Source organism: Halococcus qingdaonensis (genome assembly GCF_024508235.1).
Classification (GTDB): domain Archaea; phylum Halobacteriota; class Halobacteria; order Halobacteriales; family Halococcaceae; genus Halococcus; species Halococcus qingdaonensis.
Genome location: NZ_CP101943.1, coordinates 996,935 through 1,010,499, shown reverse-complemented (window position 1 = coordinate 1,010,499; position 13,565 = coordinate 996,935). Strand labels below are relative to the sequence as shown.

At 66.0% G+C, this 13,565-nt stretch carries 19 protein-coding genes; 8 read left to right on the top strand and 11 right to left on the bottom strand.

The window, feature by feature from the left end; translation table 11 throughout:
* Nucleotide 1 precedes the first annotated feature (1 nt).
* Both NO363_RS05375 and NO363_RS05370 read right to left on the bottom strand, forming a co-directional pair.
* Complete coding sequence (locus tag NO363_RS05375; RefSeq protein WP_256687423.1) at nt 2-544, bottom strand: tRNA (cytidine(56)-2'-O)-methyltransferase; 543 nt, start codon at nt 542-544, stop codon at nt 2-4.
* Nucleotides 544-1,200 carry a DsbA family protein gene (locus tag NO363_RS05370; protein WP_256687421.1) on the bottom strand — a complete coding sequence of 219 codons (657 nt, stop codon included), beginning with the start codon at nt 1,198-1,200 and terminating at the stop codon, nt 544-546. Before NO363_RS05370 ends, NO363_RS05375 begins: the two co-directional genes overlap by 1 nt.
* Nucleotides 1,201-1,315: 115 nt before the next feature.
* Here NO363_RS05370 and NO363_RS05365 point away from each other — a divergent pair, with 115 nt between their 5' ends.
* Nucleotides 1,316-2,245, top strand: coding sequence for an NAD-dependent epimerase/dehydratase family protein (locus NO363_RS05365; protein WP_256687419.1), 930 nt, complete (start codon nt 1,316-1,318; stop codon nt 2,243-2,245).
* A gap of 1 nt (nt 2,246) precedes the next feature.
* Here the strand turns inward: NO363_RS05365 and NO363_RS05360 are convergent, their stop codons facing one another.
* Nucleotides 2,247-2,579, bottom strand: coding sequence for a BsuPI-related putative proteinase inhibitor (locus NO363_RS05360; RefSeq protein WP_256687417.1), 333 nt, complete (start codon nt 2,577-2,579; stop codon nt 2,247-2,249).
* Between the two features lie 80 nt (nt 2,580-2,659).
* On the opposite strand from NO363_RS05360, the gene NO363_RS05355 reads away from it, so the two are divergent.
* The 3 genes from NO363_RS05355 to NO363_RS05345 are packed head-to-tail and all read left to right on the top strand — an operon-like array spanning nt 2,660 to nt 4,385.
* Nucleotides 2,660-3,388 (top strand): DUF2797 domain-containing protein, encoded by a 729-nt coding sequence (locus tag NO363_RS05355; protein ID WP_256687415.1) that lies wholly within the window; start codon nt 2,660-2,662, stop codon nt 3,386-3,388.
* A gap of 45 nt (nt 3,389-3,433) precedes the next feature.
* Nucleotides 3,434-3,859 (top strand): hypothetical protein, encoded by a 426-nt coding sequence (locus tag NO363_RS05350; protein WP_256687414.1) that lies wholly within the window; start codon nt 3,434-3,436, stop codon nt 3,857-3,859.
* Nucleotides 3,860-3,917: 58 nt separating this feature from the next.
* A complete protein-coding gene (locus NO363_RS05345) occupies nt 3,918-4,385 on the top strand; it encodes a hypothetical protein (RefSeq protein ID WP_256687412.1) in 468 nt (155 codons plus the stop codon).
* Nucleotides 4,386-4,393: 8 nt separating this feature from the next.
* Here NO363_RS05345 and cysE read toward each other — a convergent pair whose 3' ends face one another.
* Nucleotides 4,394-4,960, bottom strand: coding sequence for a serine O-acetyltransferase (cysE, locus tag NO363_RS05340; RefSeq protein ID WP_256687411.1), 567 nt, complete (start codon nt 4,958-4,960; stop codon nt 4,394-4,396).
* Between the two features lie 95 nt (nt 4,961-5,055).
* On the opposite strand from cysE, the gene NO363_RS05335 reads away from it, so the two are divergent.
* The gene (locus tag NO363_RS05335) at nt 5,056-6,198 is read left to right on the top strand and encodes an acyl-CoA dehydrogenase (RefSeq protein WP_256687410.1); all 1,143 of its coding nucleotides are present in this window, start codon (nt 5,056-5,058) and stop codon (nt 6,196-6,198) included.
* 11 nt (nt 6,199-6,209) lie between these two features.
* Here the strand turns inward: NO363_RS05335 and NO363_RS05330 are convergent, their stop codons facing one another.
* The 3 genes from NO363_RS05330 to NO363_RS05320 form a co-directional block, all read right to left on the bottom strand.
* A complete protein-coding gene (locus tag NO363_RS05330; RefSeq protein ID WP_256687409.1) occupies nt 6,210-6,524 on the bottom strand; it encodes an AzlD family protein in 315 nt (104 codons plus the stop codon).
* Nucleotides 6,517-7,263 (bottom strand): AzlC family ABC transporter permease, encoded by a 747-nt coding sequence (locus tag NO363_RS05325; RefSeq protein WP_256687407.1) that lies wholly within the window; start codon nt 7,261-7,263, stop codon nt 6,517-6,519. The genes NO363_RS05330 and NO363_RS05325 overlap by 8 nt, the downstream gene beginning before the upstream one ends.
* A gap of 191 nt (nt 7,264-7,454) precedes the next feature.
* Nucleotides 7,455-7,724 carry a hypothetical protein gene (locus NO363_RS05320; protein WP_256687406.1) on the bottom strand — a complete coding sequence of 90 codons (270 nt, stop codon included), beginning with the start codon at nt 7,722-7,724 and terminating at the stop codon, nt 7,455-7,457.
* Between the two features lie 146 nt (nt 7,725-7,870).
* On the opposite strand from NO363_RS05320, the gene NO363_RS05315 reads away from it, so the two are divergent.
* Nucleotides 7,871-8,146, top strand: coding sequence for a DUF7111 family protein (locus NO363_RS05315; protein ID WP_256687405.1), 276 nt, complete (start codon nt 7,871-7,873; stop codon nt 8,144-8,146).
* Nucleotides 8,147-8,248: 102 nt separating this feature from the next.
* On the opposite strand, the gene NO363_RS05310 is transcribed toward NO363_RS05315, so the two are convergent.
* Both NO363_RS05310 and NO363_RS05305 read right to left on the bottom strand, forming a co-directional pair.
* On the bottom strand, nt 8,249-8,383 hold the full coding sequence (locus NO363_RS05310; RefSeq protein ID WP_256687403.1) for a hypothetical protein: 135 nt from the start codon (nt 8,381-8,383) through the stop codon (nt 8,249-8,251).
* 35 nt (nt 8,384-8,418) lie between these two features.
* The gene (locus tag NO363_RS05305; RefSeq protein ID WP_256687402.1) at nt 8,419-8,616 is read right to left on the bottom strand and encodes a DUF5800 family protein; all 198 of its coding nucleotides are present in this window, start codon (nt 8,614-8,616) and stop codon (nt 8,419-8,421) included.
* Between the two features lie 86 nt (nt 8,617-8,702).
* On the opposite strand from NO363_RS05305, the gene NO363_RS05300 reads away from it, so the two are divergent.
* On the top strand, nt 8,703-9,662 hold the full coding sequence (locus tag NO363_RS05300) for a polymer-forming cytoskeletal protein (protein WP_256687401.1): 960 nt from the start codon (nt 8,703-8,705) through the stop codon (nt 9,660-9,662).
* 7 nt (nt 9,663-9,669) lie between these two features.
* Nucleotides 9,670-10,848, top strand: coding sequence for a redox-regulated ATPase YchF (locus tag NO363_RS05295; protein ID WP_256687399.1), 1,179 nt, complete (start codon nt 9,670-9,672; stop codon nt 10,846-10,848).
* Nucleotides 10,849-10,940: 92 nt separating this feature from the next.
* Here the strand turns inward: NO363_RS05295 and NO363_RS05290 are convergent, their stop codons facing one another.
* Together NO363_RS05290 and NO363_RS05285 are read right to left on the bottom strand one after the other, a co-directional pair.
* Nucleotides 10,941-11,792, bottom strand: coding sequence for a UbiA family prenyltransferase (locus NO363_RS05290; protein ID WP_256687397.1), 852 nt, complete (start codon nt 11,790-11,792; stop codon nt 10,941-10,943).
* Nucleotides 11,793-11,942: 150 nt separating this feature from the next.
* Nucleotides 11,943-13,373: a sugar porter family MFS transporter gene (locus tag NO363_RS05285; protein ID WP_256687395.1), complete on the bottom strand. Its 1,431-nt coding sequence runs from the start codon at nt 13,371-13,373 to the stop codon at nt 11,943-11,945.
* Nucleotides 13,374-13,565: the final 192 nt, after the last annotated feature.

Genomic DNA, 13,565 nt, shown 5'->3' with positions numbered 1-13,565 from the left:
TTCACCGCTCGTCGGTCCCCTCGACGCGCTTGCCGTGCTCCTCGGGAACCACGTGCCGGTCGGCATCGGTCCACTCGCGATCGAGCTCGCGTCCCTCGTGGAGCCGATCCAGAAAGACCGCGAGCGAGGCGACCTCCGAGTGGGGCTGGTTGGTGACAGCGACGTTGTGGTCGGCGGCCTCGTAGACGTCGAAGGGAACCTTCTCGGCACCGACGACGACCAACAGCGGCCCGCTCTGATGTGCACTGCGGATCTCCGCCTCGACCTCCTGAACCGGGAGCCCATACATCGTGAGATGAACGACGCGCCCGTCGAACTCCTCCATGAGTGGTCGGTAGGATTCGCTCACTTCGACATCGAACGGGCCGCCGAAGCGGTCGGTGATGTCCGTGACGGTCTCCTTCGGTCCCTCCGCCTTGCCCGCGAACACTACCCGGTCGGCACCGAGCGCACGGGCGGTCAGGCCGACGTGTGTGCTCATGCGCTCGTCGCGGCCAGGCCGGTGGCCGAGTCTGAGAACGGTGAGTTCGGGATCGCCCCGCATCAGGCCGACTCGATGGCCGAGCTGATCGCCTCGACCGTCGGATCCACGGTTTCCTCGCCGACGAACACCGTCGGCGTGCCCTGGACGCCGCGATCCTTCCCGGTCTGCTTGTTCGCCGAGACGGTCGACTCGTGGGCCTGGTTCTCGGCGGCTTTCCGGATGGCGCTCCCGTCGAGATCCATCTCCTTGGCCAGCGAGGCGTAGGTCTCCGGTCCGAGCGACGACTGGTTCTCGTAGAGCGCCGTCGCGTATTTGAAGAACTGCTTCGCACCGGTGCGTTTCTGCACCGCGCGGGCAGCGCTCGCCGCGCGCCAGGAAGTATCGTTGACGACCGGGAAGTCGTAGTGTTCGTACCGGATCTTGCCCGGGTCGATATACTGTGAGGCGATCGTCGGCAACACGTCCAGGACGTACGTCTGACAGTGCGGACAGGCGAAATCCTCGAAGACGGTCACGGTCGTGCTCGCCTCGGGATCGCCCTGCACCGGCGTCGGCAGCGTGTCGCCGCTCCCGCCGGAGCCGTTGGAGCCGCTCGACGCCCCGCCGAGACAGCCGGCCAGTGTGCTCGCGGTCAGCCCACCGATACCGAGCAACGCTCGTCGCCTGTCGATGTGCGAAAGGCCCGGCGAAGCGGGCGAATCGCGGTCCGGGTTCATTGGTCCGTTATCGCGGCGGACCGGGGATAAATCCCGCGACCGCCGACGCCGAGATGGGGCTGGATAGCCGGATAGCAACCGGAAGACACATAGTTCGAGCCTCGGCATCCGAGACATGCAACTCTCCGGCAAGCGCGTGCTCGTTACCGGCGGGGCGGGACTCGTCGGCTCGCATCTCGCCGCGCAGCTCTGTGCCGACAACGACGTCGTGGTCGCCGACGACCTCTCGAAAGGCTCGCGCGAGCGTGTCCCCGACGGCACGAGGTTCGTCGAGGCCGACATGACCGATCCTGACGACGTGGCATCGGTTCTCACCGAGGATCTCGACTGCGTGTTCCACTTCGCGGCCTACACCGACACCAACTACGCCGATCCCCGAAAATTGTTCGAGGAGAACGGTGCGATGACCTACAACGTGCTCGAACGCGCCCGCGAGGTCGGCGTCTCGAACGTTGCGTTCACTTCTTCTTCGACTGTGTACGGCGAGGCCCCGATGCCGACCCCCGAAGACTACGCGCCGCTCGAACCCATCTCCATCTACGGTGCAAGCAAGCTCGCCGACGAGGGGATCCTCTCGACGTACGCCCACTCCCACGAGTTCACCGTCTGGCTCTTCCGCTTCGCGAACATCGTCGGCCCACATCAGCGCGGCAACGTCGTCCCGGACTTCATCGAGAAGCTCGCCGACGATCCCACTGAACTCGAAATCCTCGGCGATGGTCGCCAAGAGAAGTCCTATCTCCACGTCGACGACTGCATCGAGGCGATCACACATATCGTCGAACACGCCGACCAGTCGATGAACACCTACAACCTCGGGACGCGAACGACCACCTCCGTCACGCGCATCGCGGACATCGTCGCCGACGAGATGGGACTCGATCCGGAATACAGCTACACGGGCGGCGATCGCGGCTGGACCGGCGACGTGCCACGGATGCGCCTCTCGATCGAGAAGCTCTCGGCGCTCGGCTGGTCGCCCGAACTGTCGAGCGACGCCGCGATCCGTCGTGCGACACGCGAACTCATCACGGAACTAACCTGAGCTACACCGAGATCTCGATTTCCGCTTCACAGTCCTGATTGTCGGCTTCGAGCGTCGCCACCGCGGTGTGCGTACCCGCTTCCGGCTGCTCCCACTCGCCCTCGTAGCTCACCGACTCGCCGGGGTCGATCGATTCGGACTGGAGCGCCTGGGTGAACATCCGGCCGTGCGACCAGCGCCAGCGCTCCTCGTCGCCGTCGAGAACGGCGAAATCGGCGCTACACGAGTCCCGAAAGGAGAGGGTCACGGGGTCGTCGCCGTCGTTCGCGACGGTGAAGGTGAACGAGACGCGATCGGACTCGACGGTCGCGTCGAGAGTGCCGGTGAGTGCCATACCGAGCATCGAGCAGCGACGGAAAAAAGCGTGCGGGCCGAGGGCGGTGAGGTTTTGTCCCGTGCCTGCCGACGATCGGTGTGCAGATCGTGGGGTATCGCAGCGACGAGCCCGCCCTCCTGATCGCCGAGGGGGGAGCCGTGCGCCGGCAGTCGCTCGCACCGGGAACCGAACTCGCCTACACCCTCGCCGAGCGCCACTGTGCCGGGACGATCGACGGCGAGCGCCACGTGGCCTGCGAGCACGAACGCGCGCCGTACTGCGAACTCCACACCACGCCGTGGTCGGTGGCGAACAACCGCGACTCCGAGGCCGAACACGCGATCTACCTCGCCGCCTTTGCGCCCGCCGTTTTCAAGGTAGGCGTCACCAGACTGGAGCGACTCGAAACACGCCTGCGCGAACAGGGTGCCGACCACGCTGCCCACATCCGAACCGTTCCCGACGGACGGATCGCCCGCGAACGTGAGACGGCGATCGGGGTCGAACACGACCTCACCGAGCGTGTGCGCGTGGCGACGAAGATCAGGGGATTCGGCGGAATCGTCGACGAACGTTCCTGGAATAACCTACTGGCCGAGTTCGACGTTCGCGAGACGTTCACCTTCGACTACGGACTCGATCTGGATGGGCGACCGCTCGCCGAGACGATGCTGAGCGGCGTCGTCCGCGGGAGCAAGGGACGAGTGCTGGTGCTCGATCACCGGGATACGATCTATGCGGTCGATCTGCGAGATCTCGTTGGCTACGAACTCCGAGAGGGAACGACCGACCGGGAACTCCAGGCCAGTCTCGACGGGTTCGCCTGAGATCGGTACCGAACGCTTTTCCGGCGGGCCGGCGAACCGGGGCGCATGGCAGACGACGAACCCGAACACACCGACGACGAGGCGACCGAGCAATCGGGCGAGGACGAGGAACAGTCCTTCCGCGAGCGCGTCGAGGAGATCCGCGAACAGCGCGACGAGGAGGGAGAGGGCGACGAGATGAGCCGCGAAGAGCGCATGGAGGAGATGATGGGCGGCGGTGGCGGTCCGGGCGGCATGGGTGGCGGTGGCGGCAACCCGTTCGCCCAGATGATGGGCGGCATGATGGGTGGCGGCCCCGGCGGCGGCATGGGCGGTCCGGGCGGCATGGGCGGCGGTCCGGGTGCGGGCCCCGGCGGCCCAGCCGAAGAGGGGAGCAACGAGGAGATGGTCCGCGAGGTCCGCCAGCTCCGCGACGAGGTCCACGACATCCGCCGAACGCTCGAACGCATCGCCGACGCGCTCGAAGACTGAGGCGACCATCGTTCTGTCACGACCGACTCGATGACTCACGGATGAACCGACCCGACGGATGAGCGACCCGCGAGCCGTCGTCGCCGGGAGCGGGGTCGCCCTGGCGGCGGCCGTCGTGGGGGCCACGGTGCCCGTTCCGGAACCCCTGTGGCCGCTCGCGATCGGTCTCGTTCTCTCCGTCGGCCTCGGCTGTGGTTTCGTCGCCGGCCGCCGATCGACGGGTCGGTGGCGATCACGAGCACGCACAGGTGCGCTGGCAGGATTTCTCGGCGGCACGATATTGGCGATCGCTCTCTGGGCGAGCATGAGCAACGTGCTCCCGCGGGCGGAATACAGTCCATTCTGGTTACTGAACGCGCTCGTCGCGGCCAATCCGATCGGCATCGAGCGTGCGCCCTGGCTCTACACCGGTACCACGCTGTTCTGGCCGCTGCTCGCGGTATTCGCCTGTCTGTTCGCCATCGAGGGCTACGTCGCCGGTGGTGCGACGAGTGGGAGAGAAGCGGGATCGAAACGTGTCGAGTGATCGGGCAGCTACTCCGCGAACTCGCCGCCGAGTTCGACGCCCTCGTCGTCGAGACAGTCCCCGACGAGCTTCGCGGGGTTGCCGACGACGGTGCAGTTAGGTGGCACCGATTCGAGTACGACGGAGCCGGCACCGACGCTCGCACCCTCGCCGACGGTGATCGGGCCGAGCAAGGTGGCGTTCGCCCCGATCGTCGATCCGTCGTCCAGTGTCGGGTGGCGCTTCTCGTCGTCGAGCGTGTCGCCGCCGAGCGTCACGCCCTGGTAGAGCATCACGTCGTCACCGATGTCGGTCGTCTCGCCGACGACGACGCCCGCCCCGTGATCGATGAAACATCGCCGACCGATCTCGGCTCCCGGATGGATCTCGACGCCGGTGAGTAGTCGGGTGATATGTGAGAGCACTCTGGCGAACAGCCCGAACCCGCGCTTCCAGCAGGCGTGCGTGAATCGGTGCGCCCAGAGTGCGTGCATACCCGGATAGGCGAGCACGACTTCGAGCGCGCTCTTGGCCGCCGGATCCTTCGCCAGCGCCGTCTCGATGTCCTCGCGAACCCGCTCGATGATCGGTGCCATAGATACGCATACTCGGGATTCGACGTGCATAAACGGCGCGACTGGGGTCGGTCGCTGGGCGGAACAGTAAAGCGACGCGGGCCGGATGAACGATTATGGACTTCAGTCTCTCGGCCGAGCAGCGCCAGATCGAGGAGATGGTTGCAGAGTTCGTCGACGAGGAGATCGAACCCCGTGCCGCCGAGATCGACGAGACGGACGAGTTCCCCCACGATCTCGTGAGCGAGATGGGCGAGCTCGGACTGATGGGCATGCCCTTCGCCGAGGAGTACGGCGGTGCGGGACTCGACTATCACTCCTACGCCATCGGCCTGTCGGAGATTGCACGGGGATCGGGCGGGCTCGGTACCGTCGTCGCCGCCCACATCAGCCTCGCGGGCAACATGCTCGCCGAGTTCGGGACCGAAGCACAGAAAGAGGAGTATCTGACCCCACTCGCCGAGGGCGACGATATCGGCGCGTTCGCACTCTCGGAGGCCGGCGCGGGCAGCGACGTGCCGGCGATGGAGACCACGGCCGAGAAGGACGGCGACGAGTACGTCGTCGACGGCGGGAAACTCTGGATCTCCAACGGCTCGGTCGCCGACACGATCACCCTGTTCGCGAAGACCGATCCCGACGCCGGCAACAAGGGGATCTCCTCGTTCGTCGTTCGGCCCGACGAGGACGACGGGTTCCACGTCGAGGGCACCGAGGACAAACTCGGCGACAAGGGCTGTCCCACGGCGGAACTGCGCTTTTCGGACATGCGCATTCCCGAGGAGCGACGCCTCGGCGAGGAGGGGCGCGGGTTCGTCCACGCACTCAAGACGCTCAACGGCGGCCGCATCACAATCGCCGCTCGCGGTGTCGGCATCGCACAGGCCGCACTCGACGAGGCGCTGACGTACGCCCAGGACCGTGAACAGTTCGAGCAGCCGATCAGCGAGTTCCAGACGATCCAGCACAAGCTTGCCGATATGGACACCAAGCTCCAGGCCGCTCGCATGCTGATGCATCGCGCGGCGGACCTGAAGATCCGTGGCGAGGAGTTCCGAAAGGAGTCGGCGCAAGCGAAACTGTACGCCAGCGAAATCAGTCGCGAAGTGGCCAACGAAGGCATTCAGATCCACGGCGGCTACGGTTACACGAAGGACTTCCCCGCCGAGCGGTTCTATCGAGACGCGAAGCTCAACGAGATCTACGAGGGGACGAGCGAGATCCTGCGCAACACGATTGCCGACAACCTGCTCGACTGAGTCGCGCGACGTCAGACGATGCTTCTGGCAGCCAGTACGGTGCCAACGCCGACGCCGAGCGACAGCAACAGACTGCCCGTTTTGTGGGCAACAGCGACGGTCGCACCAGCGGCGACCCACTCGGGAACGCCGCCATCGGCGAGCGCGGGCGCGATGAACGCGACGACGACTGCGCCCGGCAGTACGTCGAGGCCGGCCTCGGCGCGCTCGGAGAGATCGATGCGACCGACCAGCCAGAGCCCGCCGGCCTTCGTGGCGTAGGTGACGGCCGCCATCCCGACGATGAGGGCGACGACCGTGGGATCGAGCGCCAGCGCGCTACTCATGGCTCGCCATCCTGACGACTGCACCCGCGAGCGCGCCGACGATGACGTACCACTCGCCGGGGAGAGTGGCGTTCGCGACGAGCGCGACGGCGGCGGCCGCGAGCCACGGCCGGATCGACTCGCGGCCCTCCCAGAGCCCGACCGCGAGCGTGAGGAACAGGGCCGTGAGGACGTAGTCCAGACCGTACTGCTCGGGCGTGGCCAGGAAGTCGCCGGCGGTCACGCCGAGGACGGTCGCGACGATCCACAGCAGCCAGAGCACGAGGCCGCTACCGAGCAGGAACGCGCCGCGCTTGCTGCCCGAGCGGAGCTCGCCGATCGTGAGCGCCCAGTTCTCGTCGGCGGTGAAGAAAATACTTCCATAGGCTGCCCGCGGCGAGAGCTGGCGGAACCAGGGGCGCAGCGCCGCGCCCATCAGGAGATAGCGGAGGTTGACGATGCCGACGGTGGCGACGACGGTCGCCATCGGTACCGAGTCGGCCCAGAGCTCGACCCCGATCAGCTGTGCGGCCCCCGCCAGCACGGTCGCGCTCATCAGCGCCGCCTCGGCGACGCTCAGTCCCGCTTGATCGGCGATGACGCCGAAAACGACGCCGTAGCCCGCGACGCCGACCGCGACTGGAAAACCGGTGATGAACCCCTCGCGGACGCCCGCGAGCGTGAACGTCACGCGCCCCTCGTCAGGTTCGGTGTCCGTCGATTCCACCGGACGCTCGGTCGCCGACTCCGCTTCAGCCACTGCTCTCACTCCGGCTTGCGCACATCATCGACACCGACGGCACTGGCGTTCATAATGGTTCTGTCGTCGGAACGGACCCGCGAATAACGGGTAATTTCGAAAAGACAGTGGTTCTCGGATCAGTTCTCTTCGGGGTCAACACGGACATCGAGACCGATCCGCGAACGATACGATCAGCAGCAGCCGCCGCTTTACATCGTGAAGAGGTAGATGACCCACGTGAGGACACCGACGCCGCCGACGCCGGCGATCAGACCGCCCTGGAGGCGATCCTTGTGCTGGTAGACGACCCAGCCGCAGTAGACGGCCACGAGGCCGACGACTGGAACGATCAGCCACGAGATGAGCGCGGCGATGATGCCGCCCCACATGTAACGACGCATGTTTCTGTCCTCCCCGGAACCGCTGTCCGACAGCGGGCTGCCGTCGGCCATCGCCGCCCCGGAATCGGAACTGCCCATGCTATAACTGAACAGTCAGTCAATTATAGGCTTTTTGGATGAGAGCGTACTGATCCGCATGGCGGCGCGCCGAGCGGCTCGCTCCGGCGTGGAAGGGTGGCACACGACCCGGCGCGTTTTTGCGGCGGCCCGCATAATGCGGATCGATGACCGACGAGACCGCCGCGGCGAACGACGTCACCGCCTGCTACACCGAGACCGATTCCGAGCGCGTGCTCGCCTTCGAGTCGGATGGGCAAACGGCGGCCATCGCACAGAATCGGGAGGGCTACGCGATGCTCAAGGTGCGACCGACGGCCGACGGCGACGAGCTCGAACGGTACTACGGCTTCGACATGGCGCTCGACCACGCCGCCGAGTTGTTGGGGATCTCGTCACACGACCTCCCCGTGCCCGAGTCGGCCGGCGATATGGGGATGTGATACTGTCGGTCGGCAGTACGTGAGGGCGGATCGTGGAACTCCACCAGAGCGGGCGACATTTGCGCCTCGTGAATTTCCGATCGGTGCCGTCCGACAGTATGACTACAGCAGCGTGAAGAGCAGGTACGGAACCAGAAAGAGGACGACGGTCATCGCGATCAGGATCACGCCGTAGCCGACGACCGTGCTCGCGATCGTCAGCCACGCCGGATGGTCGTAGTTCGAGAGCGCGCTCATGGTCGAGTCAGTTCGCGCGGGGACTTAAACCCTGCTCAGGCGGTGATGTCGCCGATGCGTTTCGGTTCGCCCGAGAGGTTCGGGTTCGGGGCGACGATCTTGAGCACTTCGTGGTCGGTGACGTCGGGGTAGGTCTTGCCGGTGGCCTCCTCGACGAGCGCGCGTTCGAGGCGGAACTCCGTGCCCTCGTAGACGACGTCGACGCCCTGTTCGTCGAAGGATAGCGCAGTCATACCGCGATTAGATCCGTCACGGATAAAAGCCGCTCGCGTTCGTGGCGGGAGGCGGGATTTATTAACGATGGCCCCGGATCGACGGTGTGTCGTTTCGCTCGGACCCGCTCTCCGAACTCGTCGTTCCCGACGGGACGACGGTCGAAGAACACGCCATCGTGACCGACGTCGACGTGATCGTCGGCACCCAGAGCACGGTCTCGTTGGGCGTGCGCGGCCGGAACGTCGTCGCCGGCGAGCAGGTCACCTTCGAGGGCGACATCGAGGCCAGCTCCGACTGTCGGCTCGACATGTGGTGTACGGTCTCGGGCAACGTCCTCGTCGGCGAAAACGCCTACATCGGCGAGCGAGCCGAGATCGACGGCCAGCTCGTCGTCGCCGGCGACCTCGACATCGGCGACGACGTCGAGATTTCGGAGGGGTTCGACGCCAACGGCTGGATCGTCATCCGCAACCCGGTGCCGACGCTCGTCTTCCTCTTTACGTATCTCACCCATCTCCTCAGACTCGGTGAGGAGGAGATGGCCGACGACGTGCTCTCGGAGGTGTTCGAGGGCCACGACGAGCAGCCGGTCGTGGTTCCCAAAAACGCTACCCTCGGCGACGACGCGTGGCGCGTCTCGACGCCCGCCCGGGTCGGCGACGACTGTCGACTCCACGGCAACCTCCGTGCCGAATCGATCGCCGTGGGCGAGGACAGCGAACTGTTCGGCAGCCTCCGTGCGCGCGAGTCGATCACCGTCGAGCGCGGTACCATTGTACACGGCGACGTGACGACCCGCGGCGGATCGGTCGAGATCGCTGCGGGAGCCCACGTCCGCGGCGATATCGCCTGCGAACAACTGCGCCTCCACGAGGGAGCGGTCGTCGAGGGAGCGATGCGCGCACGCGGCGAGATGACCATCGTTCAGGGACGCGACGACCTCGCTGCCCCCGCTCCGGCCGACGGCGACGAAAGTGACGAGTCGGACGACGAACGGGCGGAATCGACCGACGAGCGGGCGGAACTCGACGAATCGAAAGGCAGTTTCACATCGGCCGAGTAATCGGGCCATGCTCTCGCTCGCGCTTGCCGGCAAGCCAAACGCCGGCAAGTCGACGTTTTTCGCCGCGGCGACGATGGCCGACGTCGACGTCGCGGGCTACCCGTTCACGACGATCGACCCGAATCGCGGGGTCTCACACGTCCGTACCGATTGTCCCTGTCTGGCGCGCGACGAGCGCTGTGGCGACGACGACTGCCACGACGGCACACGCTACGTCCCGATCGAACTGCTCGACGTCGCCGGGCTGGTGCCGGGCGCACACGAGGGGCGGGGCCTAGGCAATCAGTTCCTGGACGAACTCACGAGCGCCGATGTCATCCTCAACGTCGTCGACGCTTCCGGCGGGACGAACGCCGAGGGTGAACCCGTCGAGATCGGTGCCCACGATCCCGCCGAGGACGTCGACTTCGTCACCGAGGAGATCGAGCGCTGGCTCGCGGGCATCATCGCACGCAACTGGGAATCCGTCGAGCGCCAGTCCCGATCCCCGGGGTTCGACATCGACGAATCGCTCGCCGAGATGCTCACCGGCGTCGGCGCGAGCGAGGCGGCGATCGCTGCGACACTACGCGAGCTCGACTACCCCGCCGACCCGCGCGAGTGGACCGACGACCATCGGCGCGAACTGGCCCGCGATATCCGCGCGCGCACGAAACCGCTCGTCGTCGTGGCGAACAAGGCCGATATCGCACCTGCAGGCAACGTCGAACGGCTGCAAGAGCTTGCCGAGACGATCCCGGCGAGCGCCGAGGGCGAACTCGCGCTCCGCCGCGGCGTCGAGGGCGGTGCCATCGACTACGATCCCGGCGATCCCGATTTCTCGGTCGCTGGCGAGCTCACGGATTCCCAGCGCACGCAGCTCGACGAGTTGCGCGGCCTCATGGCGACCCATGGCGGCACCGGCGTCCAGCGCGCGCTCGACACCGCGGTGTACGACCTGCTCGATCATATCACCGTGTATCCCGTCCAGAACGAGACGAAGTGGACCGACGGCCAGGGCAACGTCCTGCCTGACGCCTTCCTGTTGCCGAGCGGCTCGACGCCGCTCGATCTCGCCTACGCCGTCCACTCGGACATCGGCGACGGCTATCTCCATGCCGTGGATGCGCGCTCGGACAGGCGGATCGGCGACGATCACGAACTCGAAGAGGGTGACGTGGTGAAGATCGTGAGCACCGCGAACTGATGGAATTTCGGGGTTCCATCGAGGAGATCCATCCGAACCAACTGTTTCTCAGCGGGCACAATCTCCGCGGTGCGGGAGATGCCGCGACCGACTCACGACAGCGGACGGAACAACACGGCGAGGAAGAGTAGCGCCAAGAACAGATACGATCCCCGCATGAGCAGTTCGGTCGCGCGCCGGGGTTCGAACCGACGCGTAGCGAGCGCGACGACGGCGAATGCGACGGCGGCGAGGGCGGTGCTCGGGGGGAACAGTCCGAGGCTCGCGCCTGCGAACACGCCGACGAGCGCGAGCGCGATGAGCAGATGGGCGCTCCGGCGGGCGCGCTCGTGGCCGAGCACCACCGCGACGGTGCGCTTGTCGATCGAGCGATCGTAGTCGTAGTCCTTCGCGTCGTCGATGACTTTGATCCCCGAGAGGAGCACGAGGAAGACCGCCGCGAAGGCGAGCAGCGGGGTCGAGATCGCCGTGGTCTGTGCGTAGAACCCGCCGACGATCGCGAGGGCGATGCCGAGCGGGTAGCCGAGGGTCGCACCCAGCGGGTTGGTGTCGAGTTGGGGTGCGTGCAGATAGGCGATGAACCACGTCGGCAGGGTCACGATCGCCGCACCCGTCCCGACCGTGAGCCAGAGCCAGCCGGTACAGAGCGCGAACCCCGTCGTCGAGAGCGCGAGCCCGAGGCGACAGCCCGCCAACGTCAGCGGGTGGTCGTCGTCCTCGCTACGGAGGTAGAAATCGACGTAGCCGTCCTTGACGTGGGCGGTGTAGACCGCGAAGAACATCGCCAGCATGTGGACGAACGCCACCTGCGGCAGGAGCGACGGCGCGAGCACCGCGCCGAACCAGGACGCGGCGAGCGGTGGCAGCATGAACACCGGGTGGACCTGCGAGGCGAGTGCGGCGAACTCGCCACCGATCCCGTCGCCGTGGCGCGCAATAGCCATGCCCACACTAGAACTGTCAGTCACATAGTTGTATGGGCAGTCGTCGACCCGTCACGTCGGGCGATGTGGCCCGCTTCCTTCCCCTCCCCCTCCCTCACCGAATGAGAGGAGGGCAGGGAAGTGGGAGAAACGGTGCGACCGCAGGCGATATCAGTCGTTCGTCACGGATTCCGGGCGTTCTTCGCTATCGGAGCCAACGATGGCGCTCTCGCGGAGGTCGGCCTCGATCTCTTCGAGCGAGCGCCCCATCGTCTCGGGGACGCGCGCGTAGATGAACACGAACGCGATGAGGCAGAACCCGCCGAGCAGCCAGAACGAGAGCCCCTCGCCGAGCCGGTCAATCAGCGGGAGGAAGGTCAGCGCGACGAGGAAGTTCGCGCCCCAGTTGAACACGCTGGCGACACCCTCGGCGGTCCCGCGGATGCGAAGCGGGTAGATCTCCGAGATGAGCAGCCAGAACACCGGCCCGAGGCTGATCGCGTAGAAGGCGACGTAGCCGATCATGCTCGCGAGCGTCACGTAGCCGACGACGCCCGACAGCCCCGGCAGGACGAAGCCGAGACCCAAGATCCCGAGCATCACGGTCATCCCGGCGGTGCCGACGAGCAACAGCGGTCGCCGGCCCACACGATCGACGAGAAGGATGGCGACGACCGTCAGCAGGACGTTGACCACGCCGACGCCGACCGTCCCGACGATCGAGGCGATATCGTTGAACCCGATGTTGTTGAGGATCGTCGGTGCGTAGTAGATGACGGTGTTGATACCGCTGACCTGCTGGATGATCGCGAGACCGACGCCGATGACGAGCGCCGGGCGAACCCACGGTTCGAGCAGATCCGAGAGGCCACCCTTCTCCTCGATCTCGCTGACCTCGCGGACGTTCTCGATCTCGTCGTCGATGTCGTCCGTATCGCGGATGCGCGAGAGCACGCGTTTCGCCTCCTCGATCCGGTCGTGCTCGATGAGCCAGCGCGGACTCTCGGGCAGGAAGTACGTCCCGATCGCCAGCACCGTCGCGGGCACCGCACCGAACCAGAGCATCCAGCGCCAGCCGGTGATGCCGAGGAACTCGGGGGCGAAGGCGTAGTTGACGACGTACGCCAACAGGATGCCGATCGTGATCATCAGCTGCTGGAGGAAGCCGAGCGCGCCGCGGATGTCGGAGGGTGCGGTCTCCGAGATCAACAGCGGGCCGACGATCGACGCGACGCCGACGGCGGTACCCTCGACGACCCGCCAGAAGACGAGCCACTCGATCGTCGGCGACAGCGCCATCCCGAACGATCCGACGAAGAAGACGGCCGCGCCCGCGAGCGTCAGCCGGCGACGGCCGAACCGATCGGCCAGTTTCCCGCCGGTCGCCGCGCCGATCATCGCTCCCACGAGCACGCTGCTGGTGACGACCCCTTCCAGAAACGGCGACAGGGTGAACGTCTGGTCGATATAGAGCAGTGCACCGGAGATGACGCCGATATCGAAGCCGAACAGTAGCCCGTTCAGCGCGGCGATGGCGGCGATGACGTAGACGAAGGTGCTGTGTTCGCGCTCGGCGTTGAGCAATCTGTCGGCGACGTTCATCGACAACCACCGGACATTGGTCGGACTCGATCGGGACGGTTCCGCTGTGGCTGTTCTCGATGACACACGGAGACTCTCGTTCGGTCTGTTCGACGAACCATTACACAGACATTAACACGGACGCGAGTAATATATTATGATATAGCGTTTGGTACCGATCACGATATGCTACGAAAAATCACCGGTACGGCG

Excerpts from the sequence above, each read along its gene's own strand:
- NO363_RS05375 (WP_256687423.1), bottom strand. The coding sequence starts at position 544 with ATGCGGGGCGATCCCGAACTCACCGTTCTCAGACTCGGCCACCGGCCT.
- NO363_RS05370 (WP_256687421.1), bottom strand. The coding sequence starts at position 1,200 with ATGAACCCGGACCGCGATTCGCCCGCTTCGCCGGGCCTTTCGCACATC.
- NO363_RS05365 (WP_256687419.1), top strand. The coding sequence starts at position 1,316 with ATGCAACTCTCCGGCAAGCGCGTGCTCGTTACCGGCGGGGCGGGACTC.
- NO363_RS05360 (WP_256687417.1), bottom strand. The coding sequence starts at position 2,579 with ATGGCACTCACCGGCACTCTCGACGCGACCGTCGAGTCCGATCGCGTC.
- NO363_RS05350 (WP_256687414.1), top strand. The coding sequence starts at position 3,434 with ATGGCAGACGACGAACCCGAACACACCGACGACGAGGCGACCGAGCAA.
- NO363_RS05345 (WP_256687412.1), top strand. The coding sequence starts at position 3,918 with ATGAGCGACCCGCGAGCCGTCGTCGCCGGGAGCGGGGTCGCCCTGGCG.
- cysE (WP_256687411.1), bottom strand. The coding sequence starts at position 4,960 with ATGGCACCGATCATCGAGCGGGTTCGCGAGGACATCGAGACGGCGCTG.
- NO363_RS05335 (WP_256687410.1), top strand. The coding sequence starts at position 5,056 with ATGGACTTCAGTCTCTCGGCCGAGCAGCGCCAGATCGAGGAGATGGTT.
- NO363_RS05330 (WP_256687409.1), bottom strand. The coding sequence starts at position 6,524 with ATGAGTAGCGCGCTGGCGCTCGATCCCACGGTCGTCGCCCTCATCGTC.
- NO363_RS05320 (WP_256687406.1), bottom strand. The coding sequence starts at position 7,724 with ATGGGCAGTTCCGATTCCGGGGCGGCGATGGCCGACGGCAGCCCGCTG.
- NO363_RS05315 (WP_256687405.1), top strand. The coding sequence starts at position 7,871 with ATGACCGACGAGACCGCCGCGGCGAACGACGTCACCGCCTGCTACACC.
- NO363_RS05310 (WP_256687403.1), bottom strand. The coding sequence starts at position 8,383 with ATGAGCGCGCTCTCGAACTACGACCATCCGGCGTGGCTGACGATCGCG.
- NO363_RS05305 (WP_256687402.1), bottom strand. The coding sequence starts at position 8,616 with ATGACTGCGCTATCCTTCGACGAACAGGGCGTCGACGTCGTCTACGAG.
- NO363_RS05295 (WP_256687399.1), top strand. The coding sequence starts at position 9,670 with ATGCTCTCGCTCGCGCTTGCCGGCAAGCCAAACGCCGGCAAGTCGACG.
- NO363_RS05290 (WP_256687397.1), bottom strand. The coding sequence starts at position 11,792 with ATGGCTATTGCGCGCCACGGCGACGGGATCGGTGGCGAGTTCGCCGCA.
- NO363_RS05285 (WP_256687395.1), bottom strand. The coding sequence starts at position 13,373 with ATGAACGTCGCCGACAGATTGCTCAACGCCGAGCGCGAACACAGCACC.